This is a genomic window from Nitrosomonas supralitoralis (genome assembly GCF_003011925.2).
Taxonomy (GTDB): Bacteria; Pseudomonadota; Gammaproteobacteria; order Burkholderiales; family Nitrosomonadaceae; genus Nitrosomonas; species Nitrosomonas supralitoralis.
On sequence record NZ_PXXU01000047.1, the window covers coordinates 1 to 26,078 of the forward strand.

Sequence of the window (26,078 nt, forward strand, 5' to 3'; positions counted from 1 at the left end):
CTCACAATTGTTTTTAATTCCAGGTTTAATTCTGTGTTTCTTGCGATGGTGCGTTTTAAATTTAGTGATTCGTATTCTAGTTCAAATAATATAAAAACATTATTTAGGTATGTCTTTGCACAACTGCTAAATGATGTTTGGAGATTTTTAAAATCATTGTTTTTATAAATAGACTTGGGGTTTGGGCAGATACCCCTAATTGTTACGTAAATTAAATGATTTGAGGAATTTGTTTGTTATTTGTAGAACTTTAGTAGGGGGCTTAATATTCTTCTGGTGGCGTTATTATACTTAGGGTTAGGGTTGGGTATTATTAAAATATATAAAGCGCTTGTGCTTTGAATTGGGGCTTATAAAGGGTATTTAGAATATTAATACTTCTCTATTTTTTATATTTTGTATTTTGCTTTTTTAATATACAAATTTTTAAAAGTTATTAACATATCCACAGGTACGATTAATTAAAGACTAAATAAATAAAGATTAAAAGAAGAAAAGAATAGGGTGTTTTTCTAGAGTTTATTAACTAATGTATTCATAAAGATATTGTATATTTTTATACTCTAACTGTGAGTTATAACTTCTACTTGTTTTTAACTGTGCGATATACCTTCTACATTTTGGCTTATCTGTGGGATATACCTTCTACAATATGTGAGTTAAACCTTCTACAATTTTGAAGATGTGTGAGTTAAACCTTCTATGTTTTTGTAAAAATTCAATAGAATTCAGCTGCAAATGGATTCAAAAAAAGCAAAAAATTTTAACTGTGAGACAGACCTTCTACTAAATGTGAGTAGAACCTTCTACTTAATGGCTGAAGTGTGAAATGTACCTTCTACTTTGTGTGGATTATACCTTCTACTTTATATGACTTTATCCAAAGGTTTCTGTTTAATCTTTTGATTTGTTTGTGTGTGATTCCGTTGTGTGACTTAAACCTTCTACATAACTGGTAATGTGTGTGTTAAACCTTCTACATTAAATAAGCTTATGGATAAATGAAAATCAATATTTTATTTTTTGTTTTATTAATATGTTTATAAGTAGTTTTATAGGATGCTAATGTGAGTCACACCTTCTACATTTTATTAGAACTGTGAGTTATACCTACTAGTTATCTGGGTGTATCTAAGGGTATGTTTTTTGTGTCAAGAACTTGTTTTTCTGTGTCATTCACACGTTTATTGGCGGCTTTTTGTTCGCTTATAAATTGATTAGAAGGAAAGATTGTATATTTGACGTCATTGATTGCACGACTTTCTTTGCGTTCGTGTGTGTCATAATTCGCTATGATATTCTTTTCTTTTAATTCGTCTAATGCGGAAAGAACTTTTCTTCTGTTATCAATGTCTCTTTTCTGTTGTAATAATCCGCTATTTTTCAAATCAGAAAACATGAAGTGATAATTATTGATAAGATTGGCGTGCCGGTAACGATTGATTAATTTTTTATAAATAAAGCGTGAAAGCTGTTCATCACAGCTCATCAGACGATCATAGTTAAACTGTCTATATTCAAGGCGATTTATTGCATGGCTGATAAACAGAGGCAATCTTCCAACATGATGAGCGTCAGTATCAGCTAGATATTCCTCACGTCCCACGGTCACAAGGTCTTGTAGAATCGCTCCACTCCAAACTTCTTTTTTGTCTTTGAATAAGGAAATGTTACATTTATTCATGACCTCGATTGCGTGTTTTATCTCATTCCGACTTCGGGTGCGTCCTCTTGACTTAAGTTCCCGGTGTATCATGCTTAAAGAAAAACGAACCCAAGTTTCAGCTTTATTGACATCATGAATGCCATAATTTTGAATTGTAAGATATTTCTTTAATGCTTCCTCGACGAGTTCTTCAGTAACGCTAGGAAAGAAGGCTTTGTAGCCACCTTCTTTTTGTTCAATTAGAGCAGGTTGTATCTTAACGCTGCAGGAAATTCCGTCATACGAGAATTCCATTTTATATGGATCAGCATGCCCCGTCTTTGTGCGTAATTTTTCAACTTGCTTGGGTGTAAAAAAATATTTCGGAATACTTTCCCAAACCTCAACAGTATTTGAAACCTCACTTTTGTCATTGGTGACAAACTGAGAGAATAAATCAAGCTGAATGCTTTTGATGTACTTTTCTGGTGGTTTATTCACTGGCTTATATCGTATATAAGTAATTGCGCATTGATTTACAGTTGCATGTGCAATTGTACTATTAATTATCTGTGTGTTACTCATATCACATAAACCTTTGTTAATTATGCTTAGATGTGATTAGTGTGTTTAAATAAGCTTCATAATCATGACAGCAATAAAATAGGCCTGAGGCAAGTAAGTAAATTGGTGTTTTTGCTCGGAGTTGCGAAAATTTTCCTGTCGCAGAGAACGTTGCGGTTCCATTACCAATTAAGTTTATTTTGCTTTTTAACCGACACTACTAAAACAATTTAAAATCTTCTGGCATATTTATTGTGTATAACTCACAATGTGATGAATATTTGACGATTTTCTTACCTATAGCGCATCAGCAAAAATTGTTAAAAGCTTAAAAAAATTTGTCAACGACTTATATAAATCCATCCATTTTCCTGTTTGCGGATAACTTCGGCAACTCCTGAATCTACTACGATCGCAAAAGTGACAAGATCCTCCTGAGTCAAATTCATGCGTTTCATCGTATTTTGACAAGCTGCGAAAACTACTCCGGATTCATGCAATTTTTGCATACGAGCATGAGGATTTTTATCAGTATTTTTTAGTAGCATGTTGAGTCCATGACCATGACTTACAATTTCCACCTTAGTTGATTCGGTCTCAAATGCCATAAGGATATTTTCAGTATTGTTCATCAGATTTTCCCACTCTTTAGCATCACCCGAAACTGCCTCTATTACTACATAATGGGCTAATTTTGTTTTGTGAGATTCTTTATGATCCGCAGCTATGCTCATAAATGAAATTCCTGATATAAATAAAATAAAGACTAAAAAAAAGCATGTTATCAAAAATTTGTTTTGCATCTTGCTTCTCCTACTGATGAGGAAAGTCTTTCTCGATACTTATTTGGTCAAGGGGTGTCTTCTCACTTTTACCTTTTTCTAGAGGCAGTTTTAGTGTATTCCATGCCGTCATTCCTCCAAGCAAGTTAAAGAGATTCTTGAAACCATTCTGACGTAACATGCTCGTGGCAAGACTTGCTCGATGTCCTACGCTACAGGTGACGGCTAATTTCGTATCTGTAGGTAATTCCCGTATCACATCAGAAATATGATCGGGTAAATAACCTACATAGGCATGTTCCGCATTATGAATATGGCCTTCATCCTCAAATTCGGTAATTTCCCTGACATCGAGAACAGATATCTCAGTTGTGGACTCTTGTAATTCTTGAGGCGAAATTGTATCGAACATATCAATGGGTAATGCGGCATCACGCCATGCCTCAAAACCTCCGGCCAATATCCCTTTGACATTATCTATACCAATACGCGCCAGATGTTGAAGTGCCTTTTTCATATCTTCATTACGTTCAAGTATCAGATAAAGAGGTTTATTTTCTTCCGCAACCCAACCTCCAAATACCGGCAATCCTTCCAGCCATATACTATAAGAGCCAGGAATATGGCCTCCAGCAAAAGCTTCGGGCAGTCGGGTATCGATAATCAATCCGGATTTTGCATTAGCTTCAAATTCCTTGGATAGAAGTAACGGAATAGAATCCCAGTTGATTGGAGCTGCTGCGCCTCCTTCAAAATTCAGTTTTTCTATTAATTTAAAATACGGTGGACGCGGGATTCGTTCATGCAATTTATGTACAACAAATTCATCCTTGGAAAGAGTAAAAACCTTATTGTATGTACGCTCAAACCCAATCGTGGATTCATCATAATCAGCAATATTACCTCCGCACACTGAGCCAGCCCCATGGGCAGGATAGAGAAGTACATGATCGCCTAAAGGCAGAATTTTCTCGTGAATAGAATCATATAAAATGGCCGCATTTTCTGCTGTTTTATTTTTATCAGGTAAATCTGTACGACCGGTTTCTCCTATAAACAAAGCATCTCCGGTGAAGACCGCCCATACATTTTCTGGATTATCTTTAAATGAGACCGCATAAGATACGCTCTCGGGTGTATGTCCTGGAGTATGTAGTGCCTGAATAATTAACTCTTCAATTTCCAACAAGTCACCGTCTTTCATTTGGATATCTGCATTAACCGAGACAGGATTCTCCCCAGCCACAATCAGAGAGCCGGTTAGTTCTTTTAAAGCTTTTGAACCCAGTACAAAATCTTCCTGCCGATGGGTTTGCAAAATATAACTAATATTTATGGCATTTTTCTTAGCATAATCAAAATATTCATCAAGATCTCGTCGCGGGTCGATGATAATTCCTATTCCTTTAGTAGCCAGAATATAAGCATTGTGAGCAATACCGGGCGTTTTTATGCGTTTAAATTTCATTGTTGATTTTCCTTAAAAATTACACTTTATATACAATGAAGGAAGAATCTCATCGATTTAATTAATATTAAAAAATTATCTAATAATCATTGATAAATACCGCAACCAAAAGCAAAATTTGATTTCATCTAGACACAGAGTGTAGTGAATTCTACTTCCTTATTTCTGTTCGAAAACGTACAGAAATACAATAATAAAATAATTTAGTATGAATAATTGCTTTTAGCTTGTTGGCATATTTATTTGAAGGAGATACGAATGGATTTAATGGGCAATAATGGGGAAGTATGGTCTCCCTATTTAGTAGGCACTTTTATCGGATTGTTGTCTATGGCGACATTCTATTTTTCTAATCAACCTATTGGCGCTTCGACGGGATACGCAAGAATTTCCGGAATTATTGGAAAATTTTTTTCAAAAATGCATACGAATTCACTTAGCTTCTTTCAGGAAACGAAACCTATTATTCAATGGGACGTAATGTTTTTAATTGGGATCTTTTTAGGCGCGTTCGCAGCAGCATATATGGGCGGAGAAATAAAAGGTACGTGGGTGCCTACTTTGTGGGAAGAGAGGTTTGGTTCAAGTTACTTGTTTCGTTTTTGTTTGGCTTTTATTGGTGGTTTGATTATGGCATTCGGTGCCCGACTTGCAGGCGGTTGTACTAGCGGTCATGGCATTAGCGGCACAGCGCAGCTTTCAGTGGGTTCATGGCTTGCCTTGATGTGTTTTTTTATTGGAGGAGCAATTACAGCAAATCTTATTTTCAATGTTTAGGAGTTTAAAATGAATTCGATCGTACCTGATAGCCTTCAAAATCAATCTAACCAAAATATAGACTCAGCTGAATCACCAGACTTGAATAAAGACAACCAGAAATATAATCCTCAGAATACTACGCAACTCATATTAGGATTGTTTTTTGGAATAATATTTGGTTACTTAATTCAAAAAGGAGGAGTAGCCAATTACGATGTACTGATGGGTGCATTGTTCCTAACAGATTTTACGGTGATGAAAATCATTCTGTCGGCAATTTTGACAGGGATGATAGGCATTTTCACAATGCATAGGCTAGGCCTTGTAGAGTTACACATTAAACCTACTCGGTACGCAGCTAACATAATCGGAGGACTTGTTTTCGGAATAGGATTCGGCTTACTTGGATATTGTCCGGGCACAGGTGCCGCAGCCGTTGGTCAAGGCAATTACGATGCAATCGCGGGGGTATTAGGATTATTAGCAGGCAGTTATTTTTATGCGGAAATGTCAGGTTATATCAATACCACAATTATGAAGTGGGGAGATCGCGGCAAACTCATCTTTCCAGACGTTATGGGAGTTTCGCGAAAAGCTTTTATAGTGTATTTTGCAATTTTCCTGACTATATCTTTATATTTATTAGAAAGATTCTATGCTTTATTCTGATATTGTCAGCCATTTCCTTTAGACTCTATTCAAGGAAAAGTTATTAATGCAGGTTTTGTGCAAAATATAATACTTTATCTGAAGCACCTTCAGCTCAGAAATTTAAATGATTGATAAAGTATTTTTTGAGAGTTCTTGCAGAAAATGTCGGAGATAGTGAGTTCGAACTGACTATAATCAGTTAGATGAGCGAGTCATCTTTTTTAATCCTGCCGGTTTCAGCTTACCAAAACAAGATCTTAGCAATCTTTTCAGGTTGGAGATCCTATGTCGCGCCCTCGGAAATTCCCGACCCTGTAAACCAAATCGTGTTACCACCTAGATGGTGCAATACGTAGTTAGACTCACGTTACTTCATAAAGATATTTTTTTATCTTATGACAGGTACTTTCGTTATATTTCTAGGCATGGATTTTTGAAGGGGCGAGGTGAAATTTCTTAGTATTTATGCCAAAAAGACTATCTTCCAGTCAAGAATTCGAGTTGTTTAACAATGTTCAAATACATGCTGAACACATAAAAATTAGAAGATGACATACCTTTGTGTATAAGCGCACAGATAGTTAATGGGTATTGAACTAATATTAACTAAATCAAGAATTAATTAATGTTTGAATCTTATTAAAATTGTTCGAAATTTATTATTATCTTAATAGATTAATGATGTTTATTTTTGTAAAAAATTGGATGTGGTTATAAATTAAACATGAAGTCCAACTTTGCCTTTAATGTGGATAACTCTGAATATTCGATATGCGAGTTCTTCAAGCATACTCGGCAATATACAGAAATTCTCATTAAAAATTTAAATGCTGAAGATTGCCAATTACAATCGATGCCCGATGCGAGTCCAGTGAAATGGCACTTGGCGCATACAAGTTGGTTTTTTGAAACATTTTTACTTGTGCCGCATTTAAAAACATATAGGATTTTTAGTTCACATTTTCAAGTTTTATTTAACTCTTACTATAATGGGATTGGGAATCAATTTACCCGATCTCTACGAGGGTTACTTGCAAGACCTAGCTTGAAAGAAGTATTAAGCTATCGACATCATGTTGATAACTACATTCAAGATTTGTGTTGTTATTATTCTGAATTATCACCTAAATTAATTGAGCTTTTGATGCTAGGTATTCATCACGAAAAGCAGCATCAGGAATTACTATTAATGGATATTAAACACGCGTTCTCAATTAACCCAATGTATCCAGCATATTCGATAACTTCTGGAAATATGCATCTAAACAAAATTGCAGCTCCATTAAAATGGTTTAATTTCGAAACACTTATTCTTGAGATTGGTGCTAAAGATACGGAATTTTCTTTTGATAACGAAAGACCTAAACATAAACAACTCATACAAAGTTTTAAATTGGCCTCGCGGCTTGTTACCAATATGGAGTATTTGGTGTTTATGGATAACCAGGGTTATGAAAATCCTCAATATTGGCTTTCGGATGGTTGGTCAAATGTTAAACAAAATCATCAAAATGCTCCATTCTACTGGATTAAAAAAGATGATTGTTGGTACGAATTTACACTAAATGGACTAAAACCAATTAATTTAAATGAGCCAGTTTGTCACGTTAGTTATTATGAGGCCAGTGCCTTTGCAGCATGGGCTGGCAAACGCCTACCTACTGAAGCAGAATGGGAGTATGCAAGTCAATCAGAACATGCATTCGATATAAGTTGTAAGTCTGCGCATTTACACCCTCATCCAGCGGAAGGCGAGGGTCTTCTACAACTGTCAAAAGAAGCTTGGCAATGGACTTGTAGCGCTTATCTGCCTTATCCGGGATTCAAACCATTTGCAGATGTGGCCGGTGAATATAACGGTAAGTTTATGGTGAACCAGATAGTGTTGCGCGGTGGTTCTTGTTTGACTCCAATGCACCATTTAAGAAATAGTTATCGGAATTTTTATTATCCCCATCAGTCTTGGATGATGAGTGGGATTCGGCTAGCAGAGGATACTTGATGAGTATAGTCCCTAAAGATGTTATCACTCGTATCGCTGATCTCAATTTTTTGGCTGATGTATATCAAGGATTAGACAGCGTGCCCAAGACTTTGCCATGTAAATATTTTTATGATGAACATGGTTCTTGGTTGTTTGAAAAAATAACTCAACTAAAAGAATATTATTTAACTAACGTTGAATTAGATATTTTAGATCAAAATATCGAAGATATTGCATTTCAACTAGGATCGAATGTAACTATTATTGAGCCTGGTTGCGGGGCTGGACATAAAGTGCAGAAAATTCTCAATGCAATTGAACAACCTAAAACTTTTATTCCGTTTGAGATATCCGCAGAGATGCTGAGCTACTCAGTGAGTAGATTAAGGATTTTGTTTCCACACTTAGAGATTCAGCCTTTAGAGGGTGATTTTACAAATAAAAAAGCAGTAAAACAAATTATAAGTGAAACAAATATAGGAAACTCATCAAATGTAGTTTTTTTTCCTGGATCGACTATAGGCAATTTCTCGCGGCCAGAAGCAGCTGATATTCTAAGAAATTTCAAGAGATTGAGTGGCATTAACGGAAAAATATTGCTAGGAATCGACTTGATCAAGGATAAAGAAACTCTTATTAGAGCATATGATGATACTGAGGGTATAACTGCCGAGTTCAATAAAAATATCCTGACAAGAATTAATGCTGAACTTGATGGAAATTTTGATATACAGAATGGTTTCAAACACAAAGCTATTTTTAATGAAAATGATAATCGGATAGAAATGCACCTGGTATCTTGTAAACCCCAAGTCGTTATTATAGCCGGGAAGTGTTTTCACTTTGATTTATTGGAGACCATTCACACTGAGAGCTCCCATAAATATTCAATAGAGTCTTTAACTTCCATAACTAATCAAGCAGAATTAACGCTAGAAAAATACTGGTGCGACCACCAAAACAGGTTCGCAATATGTTTATTATCTGCTTAGTAGATCTGACAAATTTTACTTAGATTACTTAAAAACCAGGAGTGGAAAAAACATGGCGTTTAAGATTCACACTTGATATGGGTATCCGAAACACGGGGATGTTATCTTATAATGGCAATGTGGTAGTGAACTGATTATGCATCAATCTGTTTATCTTCAATAAATCCATTTCCGCAGTAACGTTCCACAATATCAATGAAATCATTTAAATCAACAGGTTTATTGATCCATTCGCTGATGCCTTCAATAGTCTCGTTATGCCGAGTTCGGGTTGCTGAAAAAACTAACACAGGAGAATTGTGAGCAAGCCGGAGCTTACGTTTTTTCTCAAGAAATTCGCGCCCATTCATGACAGGCATATTGAGATCTAAAAGTATAAGACAGGAGCCTTCAATTCGTTGCAAAACCTCAATTCCCTCACGACCATGAGTAGCCACATAAACTATGAAACCTTCTTCTTCAAAGAAAGTTTGAAGGCACTCACGAATATCAATATTATCATCGATGATTAATACAATACGAGGGCAGATCACGGATATTTAACTCATACTACGTAATGATAAGGACGGAATCACAATTTCATCCACTGATCCAGGAGCCTTAATGGGCAATTCCACTGTAAATGTCGATCCTTTCTCGAGTTCACTTTCTACCAAAATTTTTCCACCATGGGTAGTTACGATTTCTTTGGCGATGAGTAAACCAAGTCCCAATCCGCTATAGGTATCTACTGCATTAATTCTTTCAAAGCGGTTAAATATAATACCCTGATTTTCTTTTGATATTCCTATGCCATGGTCAATGATGCTTAGAGATACACTCGTTTCCAGGTTTTTTACCTGAACTTGAATAGGTTTACCGTTTCCGTACTTAATTGCATTCGTCAAAAGATTAGTAAAAACCTGCTCAAGCCTATGCCAATCCCAAACACCTATAACATCTTTGTCTGCATTTATAGTAAGAGAAATTTTCGACGAGTCAAGTTGATCTTGAAACCGTTCCACTACTTCATTTACCATATCCGCAAGATTCATTAGGGAAGGTTTCATCAAGAGTTTTCCATTAATAATTCGTGAGACATCAAGTAGATCGTCAACAAGATTGACCAACATTTCGATCTGACGATTGGATGAAATAAGCATCTTTTCCAAGCGTCCTTTAGGAATGTTTCTGACAGAGCTTTTCATTAAGCTTCTGGATATCATCTGAATCTGAAGCTTAAGCGAGGTGATTGGTGTCTTAAGTTCATGAGAAGCAATGCTCAAAAAATCATCACGCGCTTGTACAGCCACTTGAAGATCTGTTGCAAGTTCCTCTGCTTTCTTCCGCGCCAGCACTTCTTCAGTCACATCATGAGCGAAACCTAGAAGTCCCAATATTTTTCCGTCAGAAGCACGGAAAGCTTGATAGACCACGTTCAAGAAGCACTCTTTTCCGGCAGGATTTCGAAAAGGCATCTCTTTTCCAACAAACGGCACACCCGTCTGATAAACCCTATTCGCTAAGGATAAGAACCATCCGTCCTCTGATTCAGAAAAGACTTCTCGTATAGTTTTTCCTATAAGTTTATCCATTCCACGCTCGACCAGTTTGAGATAATGGGAATTTGCTAATGTAAATTCATGTTGTGGGCCTTTGACCATGTACATTGCTGCCGGAGACTGCTCAATAAAGTCTCGTAACTCTTGACGCACAGCCTCTGCTTGTTGGTGCAATGCCTTTATTTTTTCTTCAGCTTCCTTCCGGATGCTCACATCTTGCATGGCACCTAACATGCGAACAGGTTTTCCGTTCAGATGCACGACATAACCGCGATCGAAGACTGTTGCATAAGTACCATCGGCTCTTTGATAGCGATACTCGTGATGCCAATTTTGCTCTCCACTCTCAATGATTTGATGAATCGCTTCCACAACGTGCTCACGATCTTCCGGATGAATATGTTCATACCACCAAGTTGCATCACCATTCATAACTTCCAAGGAATAGCCATACTCGGTGTGCATCGCTTCGTTCCAAAGGATTTGATTGGTCACGAGGTTCCAATCCCAAATAGCATCTCGTGTAGCGCGACTGGCCAGAACGTAGCGAGCTTCACTTTCCCGAATTGCACGTTCTGCATGTTCGGCTCGTTCTTGAGCTAGCTTTTGTTCAATCGTAACTGCAGCCTGATTGACAGCGACATTAAGAACAAGACGTTCTGTTTCTGTAGGAAAGTCCTTGCGGGTCGATCCGGCAACTAAAACGTTATGTTTACTGACTGTACCAATAGCGATAATAATGAGCTGAACGGAGCCTTCCCCACTGAGCGGGTGTGTAAACCCCTTTATAATATTAGATCGCCATTCCGCAGAAAACAAAGGTGCCAGATTTTGATATATCGCATCAACATCATTAGACTTGAGAAATCCTTGCCGCGTATATGCTTTTCGAATGAAATCACGTCCACAATTGCAGATGGAAACAAATGTAAATTCCAAGCGAAGGGTACTATATAGCATTTCCGCCAAACTATCTGCGATCTGGTTTGGCGTATTCTGCAACCAGATTGCCGGGAATGTTGATACTGCCACGACATCCCGGATGGCTCTTCGCAGGGATTGAAGTTCGTTCGAAACTGTATCCATCGTAAACGCTTCTAACCTAACTGGTATCAATAAATTATTTAAATAGTATGATTGTGCATGATGTCAAGGATCTATTTTACGAGCCACGAGCTTCGAGCTCTGCAAGTAAATCCTCTGGGTTCACAAAGTAGGGATTTTCGTGCAACATTCCGCCGATCAGAACATATGGATGAGTACGAAGTACATCCATTACTACACTGGCGCTATGTTTGGTAAGGTCATAAGTACAAACCACTACATCATCATAATTCGGCAAAAAATGATTAAGTCGAGTTTCGTATTTTACGATATCGTTCACGCCCGTGATTTCATGTTTACAGGCCCATTCCATGTTGGCGATCAATCGGGTCATGGGGTACCCTTTAATTTTATTTTCCTTAAGCACTCCTTCAAGTAACTCAAGCATATCATCTTGGCTAAAATAACCAGGCTTCAGATATGCTTCCTCCCACCTGCGCACTTCAAGTTGACCCGTTTTACACGATTTGGCTACAGGGATTCCTGCATTTTCCATTTGTCTAAAGTGCTCAGCGTGATCTGACTCATCCAAGACGTGAAAGGCTTTGTCTCCAGCTTCAAATCCATCCTTGATGAAGGGAAGTAGAACATTATAATATTCTTCTGCAGTATGAAAGAATGCACAAGCATGTGCCGATCGTTCAATTGTTGATCCTGCAAGTTTTACGCCCGGTTTTCCTTCAGAAGCTAGCGTGGGTAGATTCATTTTTTAATCACTCCAAAGAAAGTATTGACTGTATTAATTATTATTCTCTGCTCAAAAAAATAACATAAATAAACTGTTAACTTTCAGAACCCAGGCCGAGGTTTGACCTTAGTTTTTCGCAACAAAATTCGAGTCTTATATCCCATTAAACTCGTACCAAAAAATCGCCTACATTCATTGAATTTTATCATATGCCTTAGGATTGTTCAGGCAGATAGTTTACTGGACCAGTAAAAAAGCAGCTGATTTTGCTTAGAGATGTAATAAGTTTACTGCACTTAGAAAACCTTTTTATCTTCCAAACGAAATTTCATGCCCAAATGGTTATCAGTAGTTATGAAGCAAAAAACTATCGAAGATGTAATTGAACATTTTAAGCAGGAGGTTTTCCATTAACAGTCCTGCCAAGGCTTTTTTCAGTGCGCGCGCCTTTGGTACGCAGTTTTCAGACTTTATCCGTAGTCGCTTGACGAACTATATCTCCCGCTAACCGTTTCTTCCCGGCTTCCAGAAATTCCTTCGACCAGCGGTAATATATATTCGTATTGATACCTTCCCGGCGACATAACTCCGCTATGCTGTCTTCACCACGACGACCTTCCAGCACTATGCGTTCTTTTTTAACCTGAATAATTACGGCGGGTTGCATGACGAATATCTCGTACAGTTTTCTCAGTGCTGGGGTTTTGATTATCCTTCTTTGTCATCATCGTTCCTCTTCTTTAGGGAAACGATGAACTAAAAGTGTCTCTTAAGCTATCACACTATTTTGTCGACCTTAGGATGACGCTATACAGTCAATACTGATGGAGCGCCATTTCGAATAATTTGCGCGCGTGACACTTCGTAGGCAAACAGTAATGATCGCTCTCCATTACGGCAGGCAGTTTCGAAAAATTTTGCAGCAAAACTGGTTTTTCCAGTACTTGATGAGCGGCATTCACAGGGAATTTTCTCGTCATAAAGCCCAGAAAATTTTGATTAGCTGGGCAAAAATATAATTTGTACGTTAGCGCACATACGAGATGTTCTGTTGCTGCAATACTTTAGCTTAGTTTCAGGATGTAATCGAATCCCAGCTTTAAACTACATCGAAAACAAGCGAAACACCAATAAAATCATCATTAGCGTATGCAGGTTACGCTTCGATGAACCTCATGATCAACGTATAGCCTATCGGCTTGCGTCGCTTGCATAATCTAAACATGAACTTTGGTTGGCTATTTTTGTATTGGAGTTTTATATAATTGAAAATTAATGCTGTTTGAATATTTTTTGCAGAATATTTACAAGCCCTAATTAAATCGACAATTAACTCATGGATATCCTAGCATGTTGGTTACATTGGTAATATTACATACACACCTAAACAACGTTCAAGTTGTTCAAAATCTCTTAAAGTTAGTTTTCAATACGTCAAATCATTGGTTCTTTCAAATGATCTATAGAGAAATTCCATCCCACAGAGGAATCAATACATAAATGGAACACAAAGATAGTCGTTTCTTCCAGTATTTGCGTCAATTGAAGACGAGTTTTCACGACAGCAGTGTTTCCTTAAAGACTACTTTCATTGAGCCGCCGCTACGTGCGGAATTATACAGCGCTGATCAAATGGAGGAACGAGGCAAGCATCTTGCGACCATTCACAAATTAACGCATAAAAGTCCACGAGATCATCTTTTGACTCGGTTGGCGTCAAATGAAGTGGTGCTAATCGCTGTTTGTAGGCAATTAACAACCGCCGTAAAAGCAAACCAGCAAATTACACCAGCCAGTGAGTGGTTGCTCGATAATTTTTATTTGATTCAAGAGCAGATCCATACAGCCCGTCGTCATATGCCTAGGAAATATAACAAAGAATTGCCCTGTTTGCTCACTGGACCCTCGGCAGGATTGCCGCGTGTATATGATATCGCGTTAGAGATTATTTCTCATGGAGATGGGCGCTTAGACTCAGAAAATATCAGCCGATTCATTAAAGCCTATCAAACAGTTAACCCACTTAAACTGGGAGAATTGTGGGCCATCCCGATTATGTTGCGGTTCGCATTGATTGAAAACCTTCGCCGCGTGGCCGTTCGCATCGCCGCTGACAGAGTCGATGCGGACCTTGCAAGGGGGTGGGCGGAGCAAATGATAATGGTTGCCACAAAAGATCCAAAGAGCCTAGTACTGGTGATAGCTGATATGGCACATTCGCAACCACCATTTTCGAATTCGTTTGTCTCCGAATTTGCGCGACGATTACAAGGGCAAAGCCTAGCTTTGGCATTGCCGCTGACATGGATTGAACAAGTACTTTCTGAATCCGGACTGACGATCGAGCAATTGATTCACACTGGAAACCAGCACCAAGCCGCTGATCAAGTATCCATAAGTAACAGTATTGGTAGTCTTCGTTTTCTGGGCACAATGGATTGGCGCGAATTCGTCGAAAACATGAGTGTCGTCGAACAGATATTATGTGAAGATCCAGATGGCTCCTATAGCAGAATGGATTTTGCCAGTCGCGATTTCTATCGGCATGCAATCGAAAAGATTGCCAAGAGAAGTCCCTTCACTGAGCCTGAAATAGCCCGTTTTGCAATTCAATGTGCGCATGAAGCTTGCAGAGCGACTGCAGAATGCCATGAACGCTCAAAGCATGTAGGTTTCTATCTGATTGATAAAGGCCTACCTAAACTCGAAACCAAGTCAGAAATTCATCTTTCTGTGACTGATAAGATAATGAGAGTTGGCTCACAACATGCACTAAGCATGTATTTCGGTTTTATTGTGCTATTGACACTACTGTTCAGTATTAGTTTGACGATACTCATCTACACTCAGGGAGACGTGTCAGTTGGGATTCTAATTTTAATTGGCATGTTCACCTTGATACCCAGCAGTCAATTGGCCCTCGCATTGGTAAATTGGCTGGCAACCTTATTGGTGCGTCCGAATCCTGTGCCTCGCATGGATTTTTCTAGCGGAATTCCGCCGCAATCGAAAACGCTGGTTGTCGTGCCCACGATGCTTACTAGTCTGCAAAGCGTGAATAATCTGGTTGAGGCGTTGGAAATTCGGTTTCTGGCCAACCAAGATAATAATCTCTATTTCGCGCTATTGACCGATTTTGGCGACGCAAAAGAAGAAATAATCGCCGAGGATGCATCACTGCTGCAATTGGCCCAAACACGAGTCGAAGCCCTGAATGCAAAATATGGAGCAGCAAAAAGAAGTATTTTTTTTCTTTTTCATCGCCCGCGTCTTTGGAATCAGCAAGAAAGCATCTGGATGGGATACGAGCGTAAGCGTGGCAAACTTGCAGATTTAAATGCACTGTTGCGAGATGAAACTCGCGAAATTGCTGTTAAACGCTTTTCACTCATCATCGGCGATATTACTTATCTGGCAAACGTCAAATATGTTATTACTTTGGATACGGATACGCAGTTACCGCGCGAAGTTGGGCACCAGTTGGTGGGGGCTATGGCGCACCCGCTTAATCGGCCACGTTATGATGAAACACTTCAACGCGTGTGTGAGGGTTATGGAATTCTCCAACCCCGTGTTCACGTAAGCCTTAAAGGGAGCAATCGTTCGAAATATGCGCGAATGCATAGTGGCGATGCCGGTGTTGATCCCTATACACGAGCCATTTCTGACGTCTATCAAGATTTGTTCGGAGAAGGGTCATTTATTGGCAAAGGCATCTATGATGTGCAAATGTTTGAAAAGACATTAAAGGGACGTTTCCCCGAGAATCAGATTCTCAGCCACGACTTGTTGGAAGGATGTTATGCACGTGCTGGCTTATTGAGCGATGTAATTGTGTATGAAGATTACCCCGCGCACTACAATATAGACGTGAGTCGACGCCATCGGTGGATACGTGGTGACTGGCAATTACTAGGTTGGTTACTGCAACGTGTTTCCGGTACAAGTAAATTCCGATTAAATAATTCACTTTCTCGATTGTCGCAATGGAAATTGTTCGATAACCTGCGTCGCAGTCTCGTACCTATTACATTGATAATATTGTTGATAATGGGCTGGGCCCTACTGTCATCTTCTTGGCTTTGGACCATCGCTATTGTCGGTATTGTTCTAATTCCTGCCTTAATCACTTCGCTTTTAGAATTATTCCGCAAGCCAAAAGAAGTGTTGGTTAGGCAACATTTGGCTACCGCAATCGACGCAGCCATACAACGTCTGACGCAAGTAATATTTAATTTTGCAAGTCTTCCCTATGAAGCTTATTTCAGCATAGATGCAATTATACGTACAGCTGTACGTATGATATTTACGCGCCGGAAACTGCTTGAATGGAATTCATCGACAGAAGTAGCGCATGCCAGCCGCACGAATTTCCTGGTTACTTTGCGCACAATGTGGATTGTGCCGCTAAGCGTACTTGCCATAGGTTGGTATTTAGTATTGTTTAAATCCGAAGTACTCATAATAGCTGGCCCTATTTTGCTGTTATGGTTGAGTGCCCCTGTGATTGTATGGTGGTTTGATCAACCATTAGTATCTAGCAAAACTCAATTGACAAATGAACAAATCACACGACTACATACGCTGTCGCGTAAAACATGGGCATTTTTTGAAACATTTGTTGGCCCTGAAGATCATTGGTTACCTCCGGATAACTATCAAGAGTATCGTGAGGCCGCCGTGGCGCATCGCACCTCACCAACTAATATTGGTTTAGCCCTGCTTGCTAATTTGACTGCGTACGATTTTGGATATATTCCTGCCGGTAAACTTATCGAACGCACTACCTATACCTTCGATACCATGCAAATGCTAGAACAGTATCGGAGTCATTTTTATAATTGGTACGATACGCAAACCTTAAAGCCATTACATCCCGCTTATATTTCTACGGTAGATAGCGGTAATCTTGCAGGACATCTACTGACTTTAAGTCCTGGATTAGTCGCGCTTCCCGATGACAAGATACTGAGCGTTCGGTGCTTTCATGGATTGCTAGACACACTGGGAATCCTCTCGGATGCAGTAGGAAACATGCAGTCTGACCCACTTATTCAGCTACAAAAAGAAATAAATTCTGCATGCAATTCCCAATTCAACACGCTTGCACAGACATGCCACTTTCTTGAGGAGCTGTTAAAGTGGGCAGAGGAATTTGCAATCAGCCTTGATAATGATGCCGACGAACAACAACTTCAACCCGATAGCAGACAACATTTAAACGAGGAAAGACGACACACCGAAACGGGTGTGTATGTGAAGGCAACTGAGAATTCATTGTATCACTCGACTTTGGACCATGCCAGTGCAGTCATTTCTGAGACGACTTCTGAAAACAATAGAAATTGGTGGGCCCATGCTCTGATTCGACAAATCCGCTCGGTCCTGGATGAACTGACATTTCTCGCTCCATGGTTAGTGCTTCCCGTTGCACCAGAAGAGTTAGACAATGACCTTAAAATCAATAGCATACCAACCCTGCGTGAATTGGCAAACATTGAGTGTAAATTGCTGCCAGTTATAGAACAACGGATCCTCAGCAGTGCCACTCTTGCTGAGCGTGAATGGTTGCTGGAGTATAAGCAAATTATCAAGCAAGCAGCGCTTCGTGCCACAACAAGGATTGCAGCAATCGAACAATTAGCTGTTCAAGCAGCTGAATTCTCGCACATGACGTACGATTTTCTGTACGACAAGAAATCCCATCTGCTGGCAATCGGCTATAACGTTGACGAAATGAGGCGTGACACAAGCTGCTATGATTTATTAGCTTCAGAAGCGCGATTGATCAATTTTGTCGCAATCGCGCAGGGGCAAGTGCCGCAAGAAAGCTGGTTTGCTCTTGGACGCTTGCTCACCACTACAGGCAATGAGCCCTCGCTTTTATCGTGGAGCGGATCAATGTTTGAATACTTGATGCCACTTCTTGTGATGCCTAATTATGAAAACACGCTGCTTGACCAGACCTATAAGGCGGTGGTGGCTCGACAAATCGAGTATGGGGAACAACGCGGGGTGCCGTGGGGCATATCCGAGTCTTGCTACAACTTGGTCGATGTTCATCTTAACTATCAGTATCGGGCATTTGGCGTGCCCGGACTTGGATTGAAACGTGGTCTCTCCGATGATTTGGTCATTGCTCCCTATGCCACAGTGCTGGCGCTGATGGTATTGCCGGAGGAGGCCTACCTGAATCTACAACAATTAGCCGCCGCAGGATTGGAAGGAAAGTTTGGATTTTATGAAGCCATTGATTATACCCCCTCACGTCAACGGCGCGGTGAGTCGAGTACGATCGTGCGGACTTATATGGCACATCATCAAGGAATGAGCTTGCTCGCTTTAGCATACTTACTGCTGGATCAACCGATGCAGAAACGATTCGAAATAGATCCGTTGATTCAATCAACTCTCTTGTTGCTGCAGGAGAGAATTCCAAAAATTCAAACATTTCTTCCGCACACAGCTCAATTTTCCGACATTCGTTCGGCTGATGCTGATTCGGTAGCGCCCATTCGTATTTATAAAAGCGCACTTACATCAGTACCAGAAATACAATTGTTGTCCAACGGGCGTTATCATGTAATGGTTACAAATTCCGGTGGAGGATATAGCCACTGGAAGGATATTGCTCTCACGCGTTGGCGCGAAGACACGACTTGCGATCATTGGGGATTATTTTGTTATTTGCGCGATGAGAGTAGTGGAGAATTTTGGTCCACTTCATATCAACCCACACTTAAGCAACCACAGCATTACGAAGTAATTTTTTCTGAGGGACGCGCAGAATTTCGTCGTCGTGATAACGATTTTGAGGTCCATACTGATATTGTAGTATCACCAGAAGACGATATTGAATTGCGCCGCATACGTATTGCAAACCGAGCAAGCATACGTCGTACCATATCTGTGACCAGCTACGCTGAAGTAGTACTTGCCGTACCTGCAGCGGATGCATTGCATCCTGCGTTTAGCAAACTGTTTATACAAACTGAAATTGATAATCAGCGTAATGCGATACTTTGCACGCGGCGGCCACGTTCAAGTAGTGAGCAAACTCCATGGATGTTCCATTTGATGACTACGGATGAAATGGATATTGATGCTATTTCTTTCGAAACTGATCGCTCCGAATTCATCGGTCGCGGGCATACTATCGCCGATCCTCAAGCATTGAGTACAACAAATAGGAATTTATCGGGAAGCCAAGGTTCAGTGTTAGACCCAATTGCCGCCATCCGCTTCACAATTACGCTTGATCCAGATCAAACGATTTCCATTGATTTGATGAATGGAGTAGCAGAATCCCGTACTGCTGCATTAAATCTGGTGGATAAATACCAAGATCGTCGGTTCGCAGATCGCGCATTTAATGTCGCCTACACCCACGCGCAAGTGGTTTTGCGCCAACTTAATGCAAGCCTGGCCGATGTACTGCTTTATGAGCGTCTTGCCAACTCCGTACTGTATGCCAACGCATCACTGCGCGCTGATACCGGCCTGCTATTGCAAAATCGCCGCGGACAATCCGGTTTGTGGGGATATGCTATTTCGGGAGATTTGCCTATCGTATTATTGCAGATTGGCGATGCGAGGAATATTGAGCTGGTGCGACAGTTGGTGCAGGCGCATGCTTACTGGCGCTTAAAAGGTTTGGCAGTAGATTTAGTAATCTGGAACGAAGATCACGCCAGTTATCGACAGAAACTCCAGGATCAGATTATCGGTTTGATTGCGGCGGGTATCGAAGCGCACGTTATTGATCGACCAGGAGGAATTTTCGTTCGACATGTGGAACAGATATCGAACGAAGACCGCATTCTATTTCTAACGGTTGCACGTGCCATTATTAAAGACAGTCAGGGAACTTTGGAGGATCAAATAAACCGCAGGCGTATCAATAATGTGCGAATGCCGCGTTTTAGACCAAGTCGTAGCTATCGCGCTGACCCACCGGTTGAAAATATAAAAGCGCGACAGGATCTAATATTAAACAATGGAGTCGGCGGTTTCACAGCGGATGGGCACGAATACGTTATTACCACTACCGCCGCCCAAATGACACCCGCACCATGGGTGAATGTATTGGCAAATCCACATTTTGGTACGGTTATTTCCGAATGTGGTCAGGCATATACGTGGAGTGAGAATGCGCACGAGTTTCGTCTCACTCCTTGGCACAACGACCCAGTATCTGATACAAGTGGAGAAGCTTTTTATCTGCGCGATGAAGAGGATGGTCATTTCTGGTCACCAACACCCCTCCCGTGCCGTGGCGAAAATGCATATGTTAGTCGACATGGATTCGGCTACAGCGTGTTCGAACATACTGAAGGAGGTATAACCTCTGAGCTATGGGTGTATGTGGCCATGGATGCAGCCGTTAAATTTTCTGTAATGAAAATACGCAATAACTCTGGTCGGCTGCGGCGCCTCTCTGCGACTGGGTACGTGGAATGGGTACTGGGAGATTTACGGGCAAAATCAACCATGCATATTACAACAGAGGTCGATTCCGATAGTGGCGCACTGTTTGCCCGCAATCCTTACAATACTGAATTTGCTGAACGGATTGCTTTTTTCGACACCGATGAAACCGATCGTTCAATTAGTTGTGATCGTGCCGAATTCATTGGGCGGAACGGTTCGCTTAAGAATCCGGCAGCGATGGCGCATACGCGTCTTTCAGGCAAGTCAGGTGCAGGGCTGGACCCCTGCGCTGCCATACAAGTTCATTTCAATTTGGCTGACGGGCAAGATCGCGAAATTATCTTTCGTCTGGGGCAACCGGGTAAGTGTAGAGTCGAAGATGCGCGCAATTTGGTATACCGTCTTCGCGGGTCGGCTTCTGCATATACAGCACTCCAAGCGATATGGCAATATTGGAATCATACCCTCGGTGCAATACAAGTAGAAACTCCGGATCCGGCGATTAATGTGATAGTTAATGGATGGCTTGTTTATCAAGTAATGGCATGCCGTTTATGGGCGCGCAGTGGTTATTATCAATCTGGCGGCGCTTTTGGTTTCCGTGATCAGTTGCAGGACGTAATGGCACTGATCCATGCTGATCCGCAACAGGTACGAGAACACTTACTCCTATGTGCGGCGCATCAGTTTGTGGAGGGAGATGTACAACACTGGTGGCATCCCCCATCAAATCGCGGCGTGCGCACCCGTTGTTCTGATGATTATCTCTGGCTGCCGTTAACAGTGTGTCGTTATGTGCTCTGCACCGGGGATTCTGGCGTACTGGATGAATCTATTTCTTTTATCGAAGGTCGACCGGTCAATCCGGAGGATGATTCTTATTATGATCTCCCAGGGCACTCAGCCGAGTCCGCCAGTTTATATCAACACTGTGCGCGCGCTGTTCGGCGTAGCCTTACCTATGGCGAGCATGGTTTGCCGCTTATCGGATCCGGAGACTGGAACGACGGTATGAATCTGGTGGGATTACAAGGCAAGGGGGAAAGTGTTTGGTTAGGTTTCTTCTTATATGAAGTACTGATGCGTTTTTCTGAGTTGGCGAAACAAAAGGGCGATATGGAGTTTGCTGAACAATGCCAGACCGAAGCCATTAAGCTGCGTCAGCGTATCGAGGATGTCGCATGGGATGGTGCATGGTATCGACGCGCTTATTTTGACGACGGCACACCATTAGGCTCTGAAGCCAATAGCGAATGTCAAATTGATTCTATCTCGCAGAGCTGGTCGATACTTTCCGGTGCAGGCGATATTACGCGCTCCCGTATGGGTATGGATGCCGTATATGAACGACTTGTGCGACACGACCATGCGCTAATTCAACTCTTGGATCCGCCATTTGACAAATCTGACCTGGAGCCGGGATACATCAAGGGTTATGTTCCCGGTGTGCGCGAAAATGGAGGTCAGTATACTCACGCTGCTATCTGGGCTGTAATGGCATTCGCAGTCCTGGGTGACAATGAGCGCGCTTGGGAATTACTGAATATGATCAATCCGGTAAATCATGGAAAAACGGCAGCGGGGATGGCGCTCTACAAAGTAGAACCCTATGTTGTAGCAGCAGACGTATATGCAGTTTCACCCCATGCGGGTCGCGGAGGATGGAGCTGGTACACAGGTTCTGCCGGCTGGATGTACCGAGTGATTATTGAATCCTTACTTGGTTTACGACTAGATGTGGACAAGTTACATTTCAATCCTTGCTTGCCCACAGCTTGGCAAGCGTTCAGCCTACATTATCGATATAGGGAAACTGTATACCATATCACTATCTCTAAATCAAATAAAGACGTGACAGAACAGTCAGATACCATAAAGGTTACGGTGGATGGTGTGGAGTCCATGGATAAAGCAATTTCACTAGTTGACGATCGACAAGATCATAAAGTTGAAATAAAGATAAAATAACCATATGTATTAAGTCGAATTCTAACTGACTTCCGGCCAATTTATTAGAGAGTATCCAGCCATCCTCCGCTATATTTGGCGCGACGTAGACCTCCAATCAAATATTTACAGTTGCGCATCAGCTTCCATATTCGACTCGATCGATAGTTTTCAATCATCATTACAATGGGTCCCTGGTTCAGAGCGCATTTCCAAGAGGATGTCCATCCGGCCTTATGACTTCCAGGATTAGGAAAGAGTGGATTAAAGGTAGCTTTAAAACCCTCATCTCTATCTTTCAGTTGCATTTCCTCGATATAAAAGCGAATTGTTGGCAACACAATTTCTGGCGCAAATGGAAGCGATGCCACAACAGCCCATGGTGCCAATGTGCCGTCGTCGAGTCCGAATGGCTCACGTGCCACGTAACCAAAAAAATGTCGTCTGATGCCATTAATGTTTAGCGTTTTTGGACCGGGACCAGCAGAAGCGGTAATGCCCCAGCGATGGCGGTCATAATGAGGGAACCGCAGAGGATTCTCTATAGAATAACGCTGTTGAAATAAAGTTGCACGCCGACTATTTTCGAAATAGTCCATTTCCTTGGTCTGCATGTATACATCACGAATACCGCGGAAATCTATCCAAATATGCGATAACTGATGTATAAACAGTGGGCCGCCATAGACCATTTTCAAGCCGTATTTATTTTTCCAGCAATAACTTGAGAGCCAAGCATGATAAGCCTCTTCAGGTAACGGATAAGTGGGTGACCCAAGACCTAGCACATACAAAATCAATGCTTCACAATAACCTTCCCAACGCCACGTTAAGAATCCAGTTTCAGGTTTCCAGCCATGGCTAACGGTCAAGCCGCCATTTTGTGCCCACTGCCAATCGACCCGCTGATAAAGTTGGTGGGCAAGCTGACGTAGTGCCTTTTCATTTTCATCGTCTCCATCGAAATATTGCGCTGCTAAGAGCATGCCGGCAAGCAACAACGTTGAATCAATTGTTGAAAGTTCTGAATCCCAAGCTCGTCTCCCCGTGGTCATGTCAAGATAATGGTAGTAAAAGCCTTTATAACCTGTTGCATCAGGAGCCTTGCTTTGGGGGCTATTCCAAAAAAAATCAAGCGTTATTTGGGTACGGCGCGCTGCCTCCTCCCGAGTCCAGAAACCACGTTCGACGCCAATTGGATAGGCGCTTAGTGCTAAACCGACCGCGGCGATACTAGCCGGTCGGCCTAATTCATTGCAGTCACGGATCAAACCATTACTAGGATTCACCTCCCGTAAGAAATAATTAAATGTTTCTTGCTGCAATTCATCTAACATTTCGTCGTCGGTTAAACTTGCGGCACTCATGTTTTTTGGGGAATAAATGGCGCCGCGTGGAAAGGCTGAAATTTTAAGTTAAGGGACACAACCGATTGTGGTGGCAGGATGAATCTAAGAATGATTGTGTTATCTACAAACTCATAGGGCAAATCATGCGATTTCAGTTCTGACGCTGCATGTAAATGACGTATCTGTTCTGCGGATAGATATTCCGGTTCGCCCATGGCAATCCATGCGCTTTTTGCATTGGCGTTTTCTGAATCAATACGAGTGATATCAACCGAGAAAGGAGGATTGGAGTGATTCAGCGAGAGAAATATTGACTCGCTTCTAATATGGTGCCGAGGTAATCCCCAATTTGTAGCCAGAACCATAATGTCATTTTTCCTACGCACCACCCAGACATCCACCGTTGTATGACTACCCTCGACCGGTAATTGATCTGTACCTAATTGCCGCAGCAATTGGTAGGCTCGATAAGCGGGTTTTGCAATGCCATGGATATTGAGTAAGCCAAAACCCCCATGGAAAGGAACGGAAGAAAAATAATTTTCTTCAAAGATATCGGAAAATGTCCAGTAGCTATAACCTTGCATCAGGCCGACTGCTTCCATGTTGGTCTTAATTATGAAAGCTGCAGCATAAGATTCATCATGCAAGATATCAAAAGGATTGGATGAAGTACACCATTCGGTGTAGTACACTGGTTTATTTTGTGCCTGGAGATACGTCTCGCATGCTTCTTCACGCAACACGCTGCGATGGCTTTTTGATAATTGTGTTTCCGTATCATCACCAGGCTGGCCGAATGCATCTGTGGGATAGTGATGCGTGCTAACAAAATCCGCAGGCAGATCATTACTTGCACAAAAAACAAGAAAATCTGTTATCCACGCATTCTTTGCTGTTGCCGGACCGCCAACCTTGAGTTTGCTGTCAATGGACTTAATCGCCCGGACCGTATGCTTGTAGAGTTTAAAATAATCTGCCTGTTCCGCCACCCAGAATGCCTTCAGATTAGGTTCATTCCATACTTCAAAGAACCACTGGCGAACCTCATTTACTCCATATCGCTCCACCCAGTGATTGACTAGCCTTTTGATCAGGGTTTCCCAGGAGGAATAATCTCGGGGTGGTGTAACATTTCCTTTGTATTTGAATACCGTCGCATCTCCGGAGGCCAAAGCAAGAGGCATGAATGACAGCTCGACAAAAGGCTTCATGCCAATACTCAGTAAAAAATCTAAAATTTGGTCACTGTTAAAAAATGAATAGATCAGCTTGTCCTCTTGGCAGGTCAATGTTCCAACATCATCATCAAGAATGCCATGGAAACGAACATAGCTAAAACCTAATTCGTCGTGCGCTTTTTTAAGTTGCACTTGCCAATCTGCGCGTAATGCCAGGAGTGCATGGCCGCTACCGACCATGTGCTCCCAGACATGATTTAATCTGCTTGGCTTTGCAGCAAGGTTACAGATAAAGTTTGTGTGCTGTTTGGTGTGGCTCATCGCTTCTACCCTGGATAAGCCATCGTGCTCATCAGCGCCAGTGCCGCCTGGCGAGAATCCAATCGGGTATGTTGTACAATGACAGGAACGTCGGATCTAATGACACTGGCATAATCTGTATTATGAGGAACAGGCTTTGGATCAGTAAGCTCATTAAAACGAACATGTCTGGTGCGCGCTGCTGCCACCTCAAAACAATAGGGTCCGGCAGGTTCTCTGTCGGAAAAATAAAGGATAACTTCGATATGAGCGTCCTGAGGACCGCAGTTAAGAATACACATCGCGTCATGGCTTATTAATTCACGGCTTTGATCGGAACTTGTCGGTGGAATATAACCGTCAGCAATCACCCAGCTCTTTGTCCTATCGTATTATTCATATTTATTTCTCCGTTCATAAATTTGGGCAGGGTCTGGCACATATCCACTAATTCCAATTTCTCGATAGACCTGTAAATATATATAACACTTAACTAACTGTAGTTAATATATTATTACAATATAAACCCAGATTTTCCATTAGAACTTTTTAAGTAGAGACTTCAGGACTGGTTTAAGCATAGTGCAATTAAATAATGCATGCGCGCTGATCCAAATCATCCAGAAATGCCCGTTCACTAAAACCGCTATCAGCTCGAAGCAATGCGACTCGCTTATCGCCCAACTTATCCAA

At 41.3% G+C, this 26,078-nt stretch carries 14 protein-coding genes and 1 pseudogene; 5 read left to right on the forward strand and 10 right to left on the reverse strand.

Translation table 11 applies throughout. From position 1 onward, the window contains the following. Positions 1–1,117 precede the first annotated feature (1,117 nt). The 3 genes from C7H79_RS13035 to C7H79_RS13045 all read right to left on the reverse strand — a co-directional run bounded on the left by C7H79_RS13035 (position 1,118) and on the right by C7H79_RS13045 (position 4,459). Positions 1,118–2,146 (reverse strand): hypothetical protein, encoded by a 1,029-nt coding sequence (locus tag C7H79_RS13035; RefSeq protein WP_242447286.1) that lies wholly within the window; start codon positions 2,144–2,146, stop codon positions 1,118–1,120. 404 nt (positions 2,147–2,550) lie between these two features. Next, complete coding sequence (locus C7H79_RS13040) at positions 2,551–3,012, reverse strand: DsrE family protein (protein WP_106707690.1); 462 nt, start codon at positions 3,010–3,012, stop codon at positions 2,551–2,553. Between the two features lie 10 nt (positions 3,013–3,022). After that, complete coding sequence (locus C7H79_RS13045) at positions 3,023–4,459, reverse strand: MBL fold metallo-hydrolase (protein ID WP_106707691.1); 1,437 nt, start codon at positions 4,457–4,459, stop codon at positions 3,023–3,025. Positions 4,460–4,717: 258 nt separating this feature from the next. Between C7H79_RS13045 and C7H79_RS13050 the strand changes: the two genes are divergently transcribed. From C7H79_RS13050 to egtD, 4 genes are all read left to right on the forward strand, one after another. Further along, positions 4,718–5,236: a YeeE/YedE thiosulfate transporter family protein gene (locus tag C7H79_RS13050; protein ID WP_242447287.1), complete on the forward strand. Its 519-nt coding sequence runs from the start codon at positions 4,718–4,720 to the stop codon at positions 5,234–5,236. 9 nt (positions 5,237–5,245) lie between these two features. Beyond that, entirely contained in the window at positions 5,246–5,887 is a 642-nt protein-coding gene (locus C7H79_RS13055) for a YeeE/YedE thiosulfate transporter family protein (RefSeq protein WP_106707692.1), read from the forward strand. 706 nt (positions 5,888–6,593) lie between these two features. After that, the gene (gene egtB / locus C7H79_RS13060; protein ID WP_106707693.1) at positions 6,594–7,871 is read left to right on the forward strand and encodes an ergothioneine biosynthesis protein EgtB; all 1,278 of its coding nucleotides are present in this window, start codon (positions 6,594–6,596) and stop codon (positions 7,869–7,871) included. Next, a complete protein-coding gene (gene egtD / locus C7H79_RS13065; RefSeq protein WP_106707694.1) occupies positions 7,871–8,845 on the forward strand; it encodes an L-histidine N(alpha)-methyltransferase in 975 nt (324 codons plus the stop codon). Before egtB ends, egtD begins: the two co-directional genes overlap by 1 nt. Positions 8,846–8,979: 134 nt before the next feature. Here the strand turns inward: egtD and C7H79_RS13070 are convergent, their stop codons facing one another. The 4 genes and pseudogenes from C7H79_RS13070 to C7H79_RS18950 form a co-directional block, all read right to left on the reverse strand. Then, positions 8,980–9,378, reverse strand: coding sequence for a response regulator (locus C7H79_RS13070; RefSeq protein WP_172592439.1), 399 nt, complete (start codon positions 9,376–9,378; stop codon positions 8,980–8,982). Between the two features lie 6 nt (positions 9,379–9,384). Further along, positions 9,385–11,472, reverse strand: coding sequence for a sensor histidine kinase (locus C7H79_RS13075; protein WP_106707696.1), 2,088 nt, complete (start codon positions 11,470–11,472; stop codon positions 9,385–9,387). 76 nt (positions 11,473–11,548) lie between these two features. Next, positions 11,549–12,196: an MEDS domain-containing protein gene (locus tag C7H79_RS13080; RefSeq protein WP_106707697.1), complete on the reverse strand. Its 648-nt coding sequence runs from the start codon at positions 12,194–12,196 to the stop codon at positions 11,549–11,551. A gap of 372 nt (positions 12,197–12,568) precedes the next feature. Continuing rightward, positions 12,569–12,906, reverse strand: a pseudogene (locus C7H79_RS18950) (transposase); the annotation flags it as partial. A 772-nt stretch (positions 12,907–13,678) separates the two neighbouring features. On the opposite strand from C7H79_RS18950, the gene C7H79_RS13090 reads away from it, so the two are divergent. Further along, the gene (locus C7H79_RS13090; protein WP_106707698.1) at positions 13,679–22,576 is read left to right on the forward strand and encodes a glycoside hydrolase family 94 protein; all 8,898 of its coding nucleotides are present in this window, start codon (positions 13,679–13,681) and stop codon (positions 22,574–22,576) included. Between the two features lie 44 nt (positions 22,577–22,620). Here C7H79_RS13090 and C7H79_RS13095 read toward each other — a convergent pair whose 3' ends face one another. The 3 genes from C7H79_RS13095 to C7H79_RS13105 are packed head-to-tail and all read right to left on the reverse strand — an operon-like array spanning position 22,621 to position 25,756. Then, positions 22,621–23,922, reverse strand: a complete 1,302-nt coding sequence (locus tag C7H79_RS13095) for a glucoamylase family protein (protein WP_106707699.1) — start codon at positions 23,920–23,922, stop codon at positions 22,621–22,623. Beyond that, on the reverse strand, positions 23,919–25,406 hold the full coding sequence (locus tag C7H79_RS13100) for a GH39 family glycosyl hydrolase (RefSeq protein ID WP_106707700.1): 1,488 nt from the start codon (positions 25,404–25,406) through the stop codon (positions 23,919–23,921). Before C7H79_RS13100 ends, C7H79_RS13095 begins: the two co-directional genes overlap by 4 nt. A 5-nt stretch (positions 25,407–25,411) precedes the next feature. Then, on the reverse strand, positions 25,412–25,756 hold the full coding sequence (locus tag C7H79_RS13105; RefSeq protein WP_106707701.1) for a sensory rhodopsin transducer: 345 nt from the start codon (positions 25,754–25,756) through the stop codon (positions 25,412–25,414). Between the last annotated feature and the right edge of the window lie 322 nt (positions 25,757–26,078).

Excerpts from the sequence above, each read along its gene's own strand:
- C7H79_RS13075 (WP_106707696.1), bottom strand. The coding sequence starts at position 11,472 with ATGGATACAGTTTCGAACGAACTTCAATCCCTGCGAAGAGCCATCCGG.
- C7H79_RS13045 (WP_106707691.1), bottom strand. The coding sequence starts at position 4,459 with ATGAAATTTAAACGCATAAAAACGCCCGGTATTGCTCACAATGCTTAT.
- egtD (WP_106707694.1), top strand. The coding sequence starts at position 7,871 with ATGAGTATAGTCCCTAAAGATGTTATCACTCGTATCGCTGATCTCAAT.
- C7H79_RS13100 (WP_106707700.1), bottom strand. The coding sequence starts at position 25,406 with ATGAGCCACACCAAACAGCACACAAACTTTATCTGTAACCTTGCTGCA.
- C7H79_RS13050 (WP_242447287.1), top strand. The coding sequence starts at position 4,718 with ATGGATTTAATGGGCAATAATGGGGAAGTATGGTCTCCCTATTTAGTA.
- egtB (WP_106707693.1), top strand. The coding sequence starts at position 6,594 with ATGAAGTCCAACTTTGCCTTTAATGTGGATAACTCTGAATATTCGATA.
- C7H79_RS13040 (WP_106707690.1), bottom strand. The coding sequence starts at position 3,012 with ATGCAAAACAAATTTTTGATAACATGCTTTTTTTTAGTCTTTATTTTA.
- C7H79_RS13080 (WP_106707697.1), bottom strand. The coding sequence starts at position 12,196 with ATGAATCTACCCACGCTAGCTTCTGAAGGAAAACCGGGCGTAAAACTT.
- C7H79_RS13090 (WP_106707698.1), top strand. The coding sequence starts at position 13,679 with ATGGAACACAAAGATAGTCGTTTCTTCCAGTATTTGCGTCAATTGAAG.
- C7H79_RS13055 (WP_106707692.1), top strand. The coding sequence starts at position 5,246 with ATGAATTCGATCGTACCTGATAGCCTTCAAAATCAATCTAACCAAAAT.
- C7H79_RS13095 (WP_106707699.1), bottom strand. The coding sequence starts at position 23,922 with ATGAGTGCCGCAAGTTTAACCGACGACGAAATGTTAGATGAATTGCAG.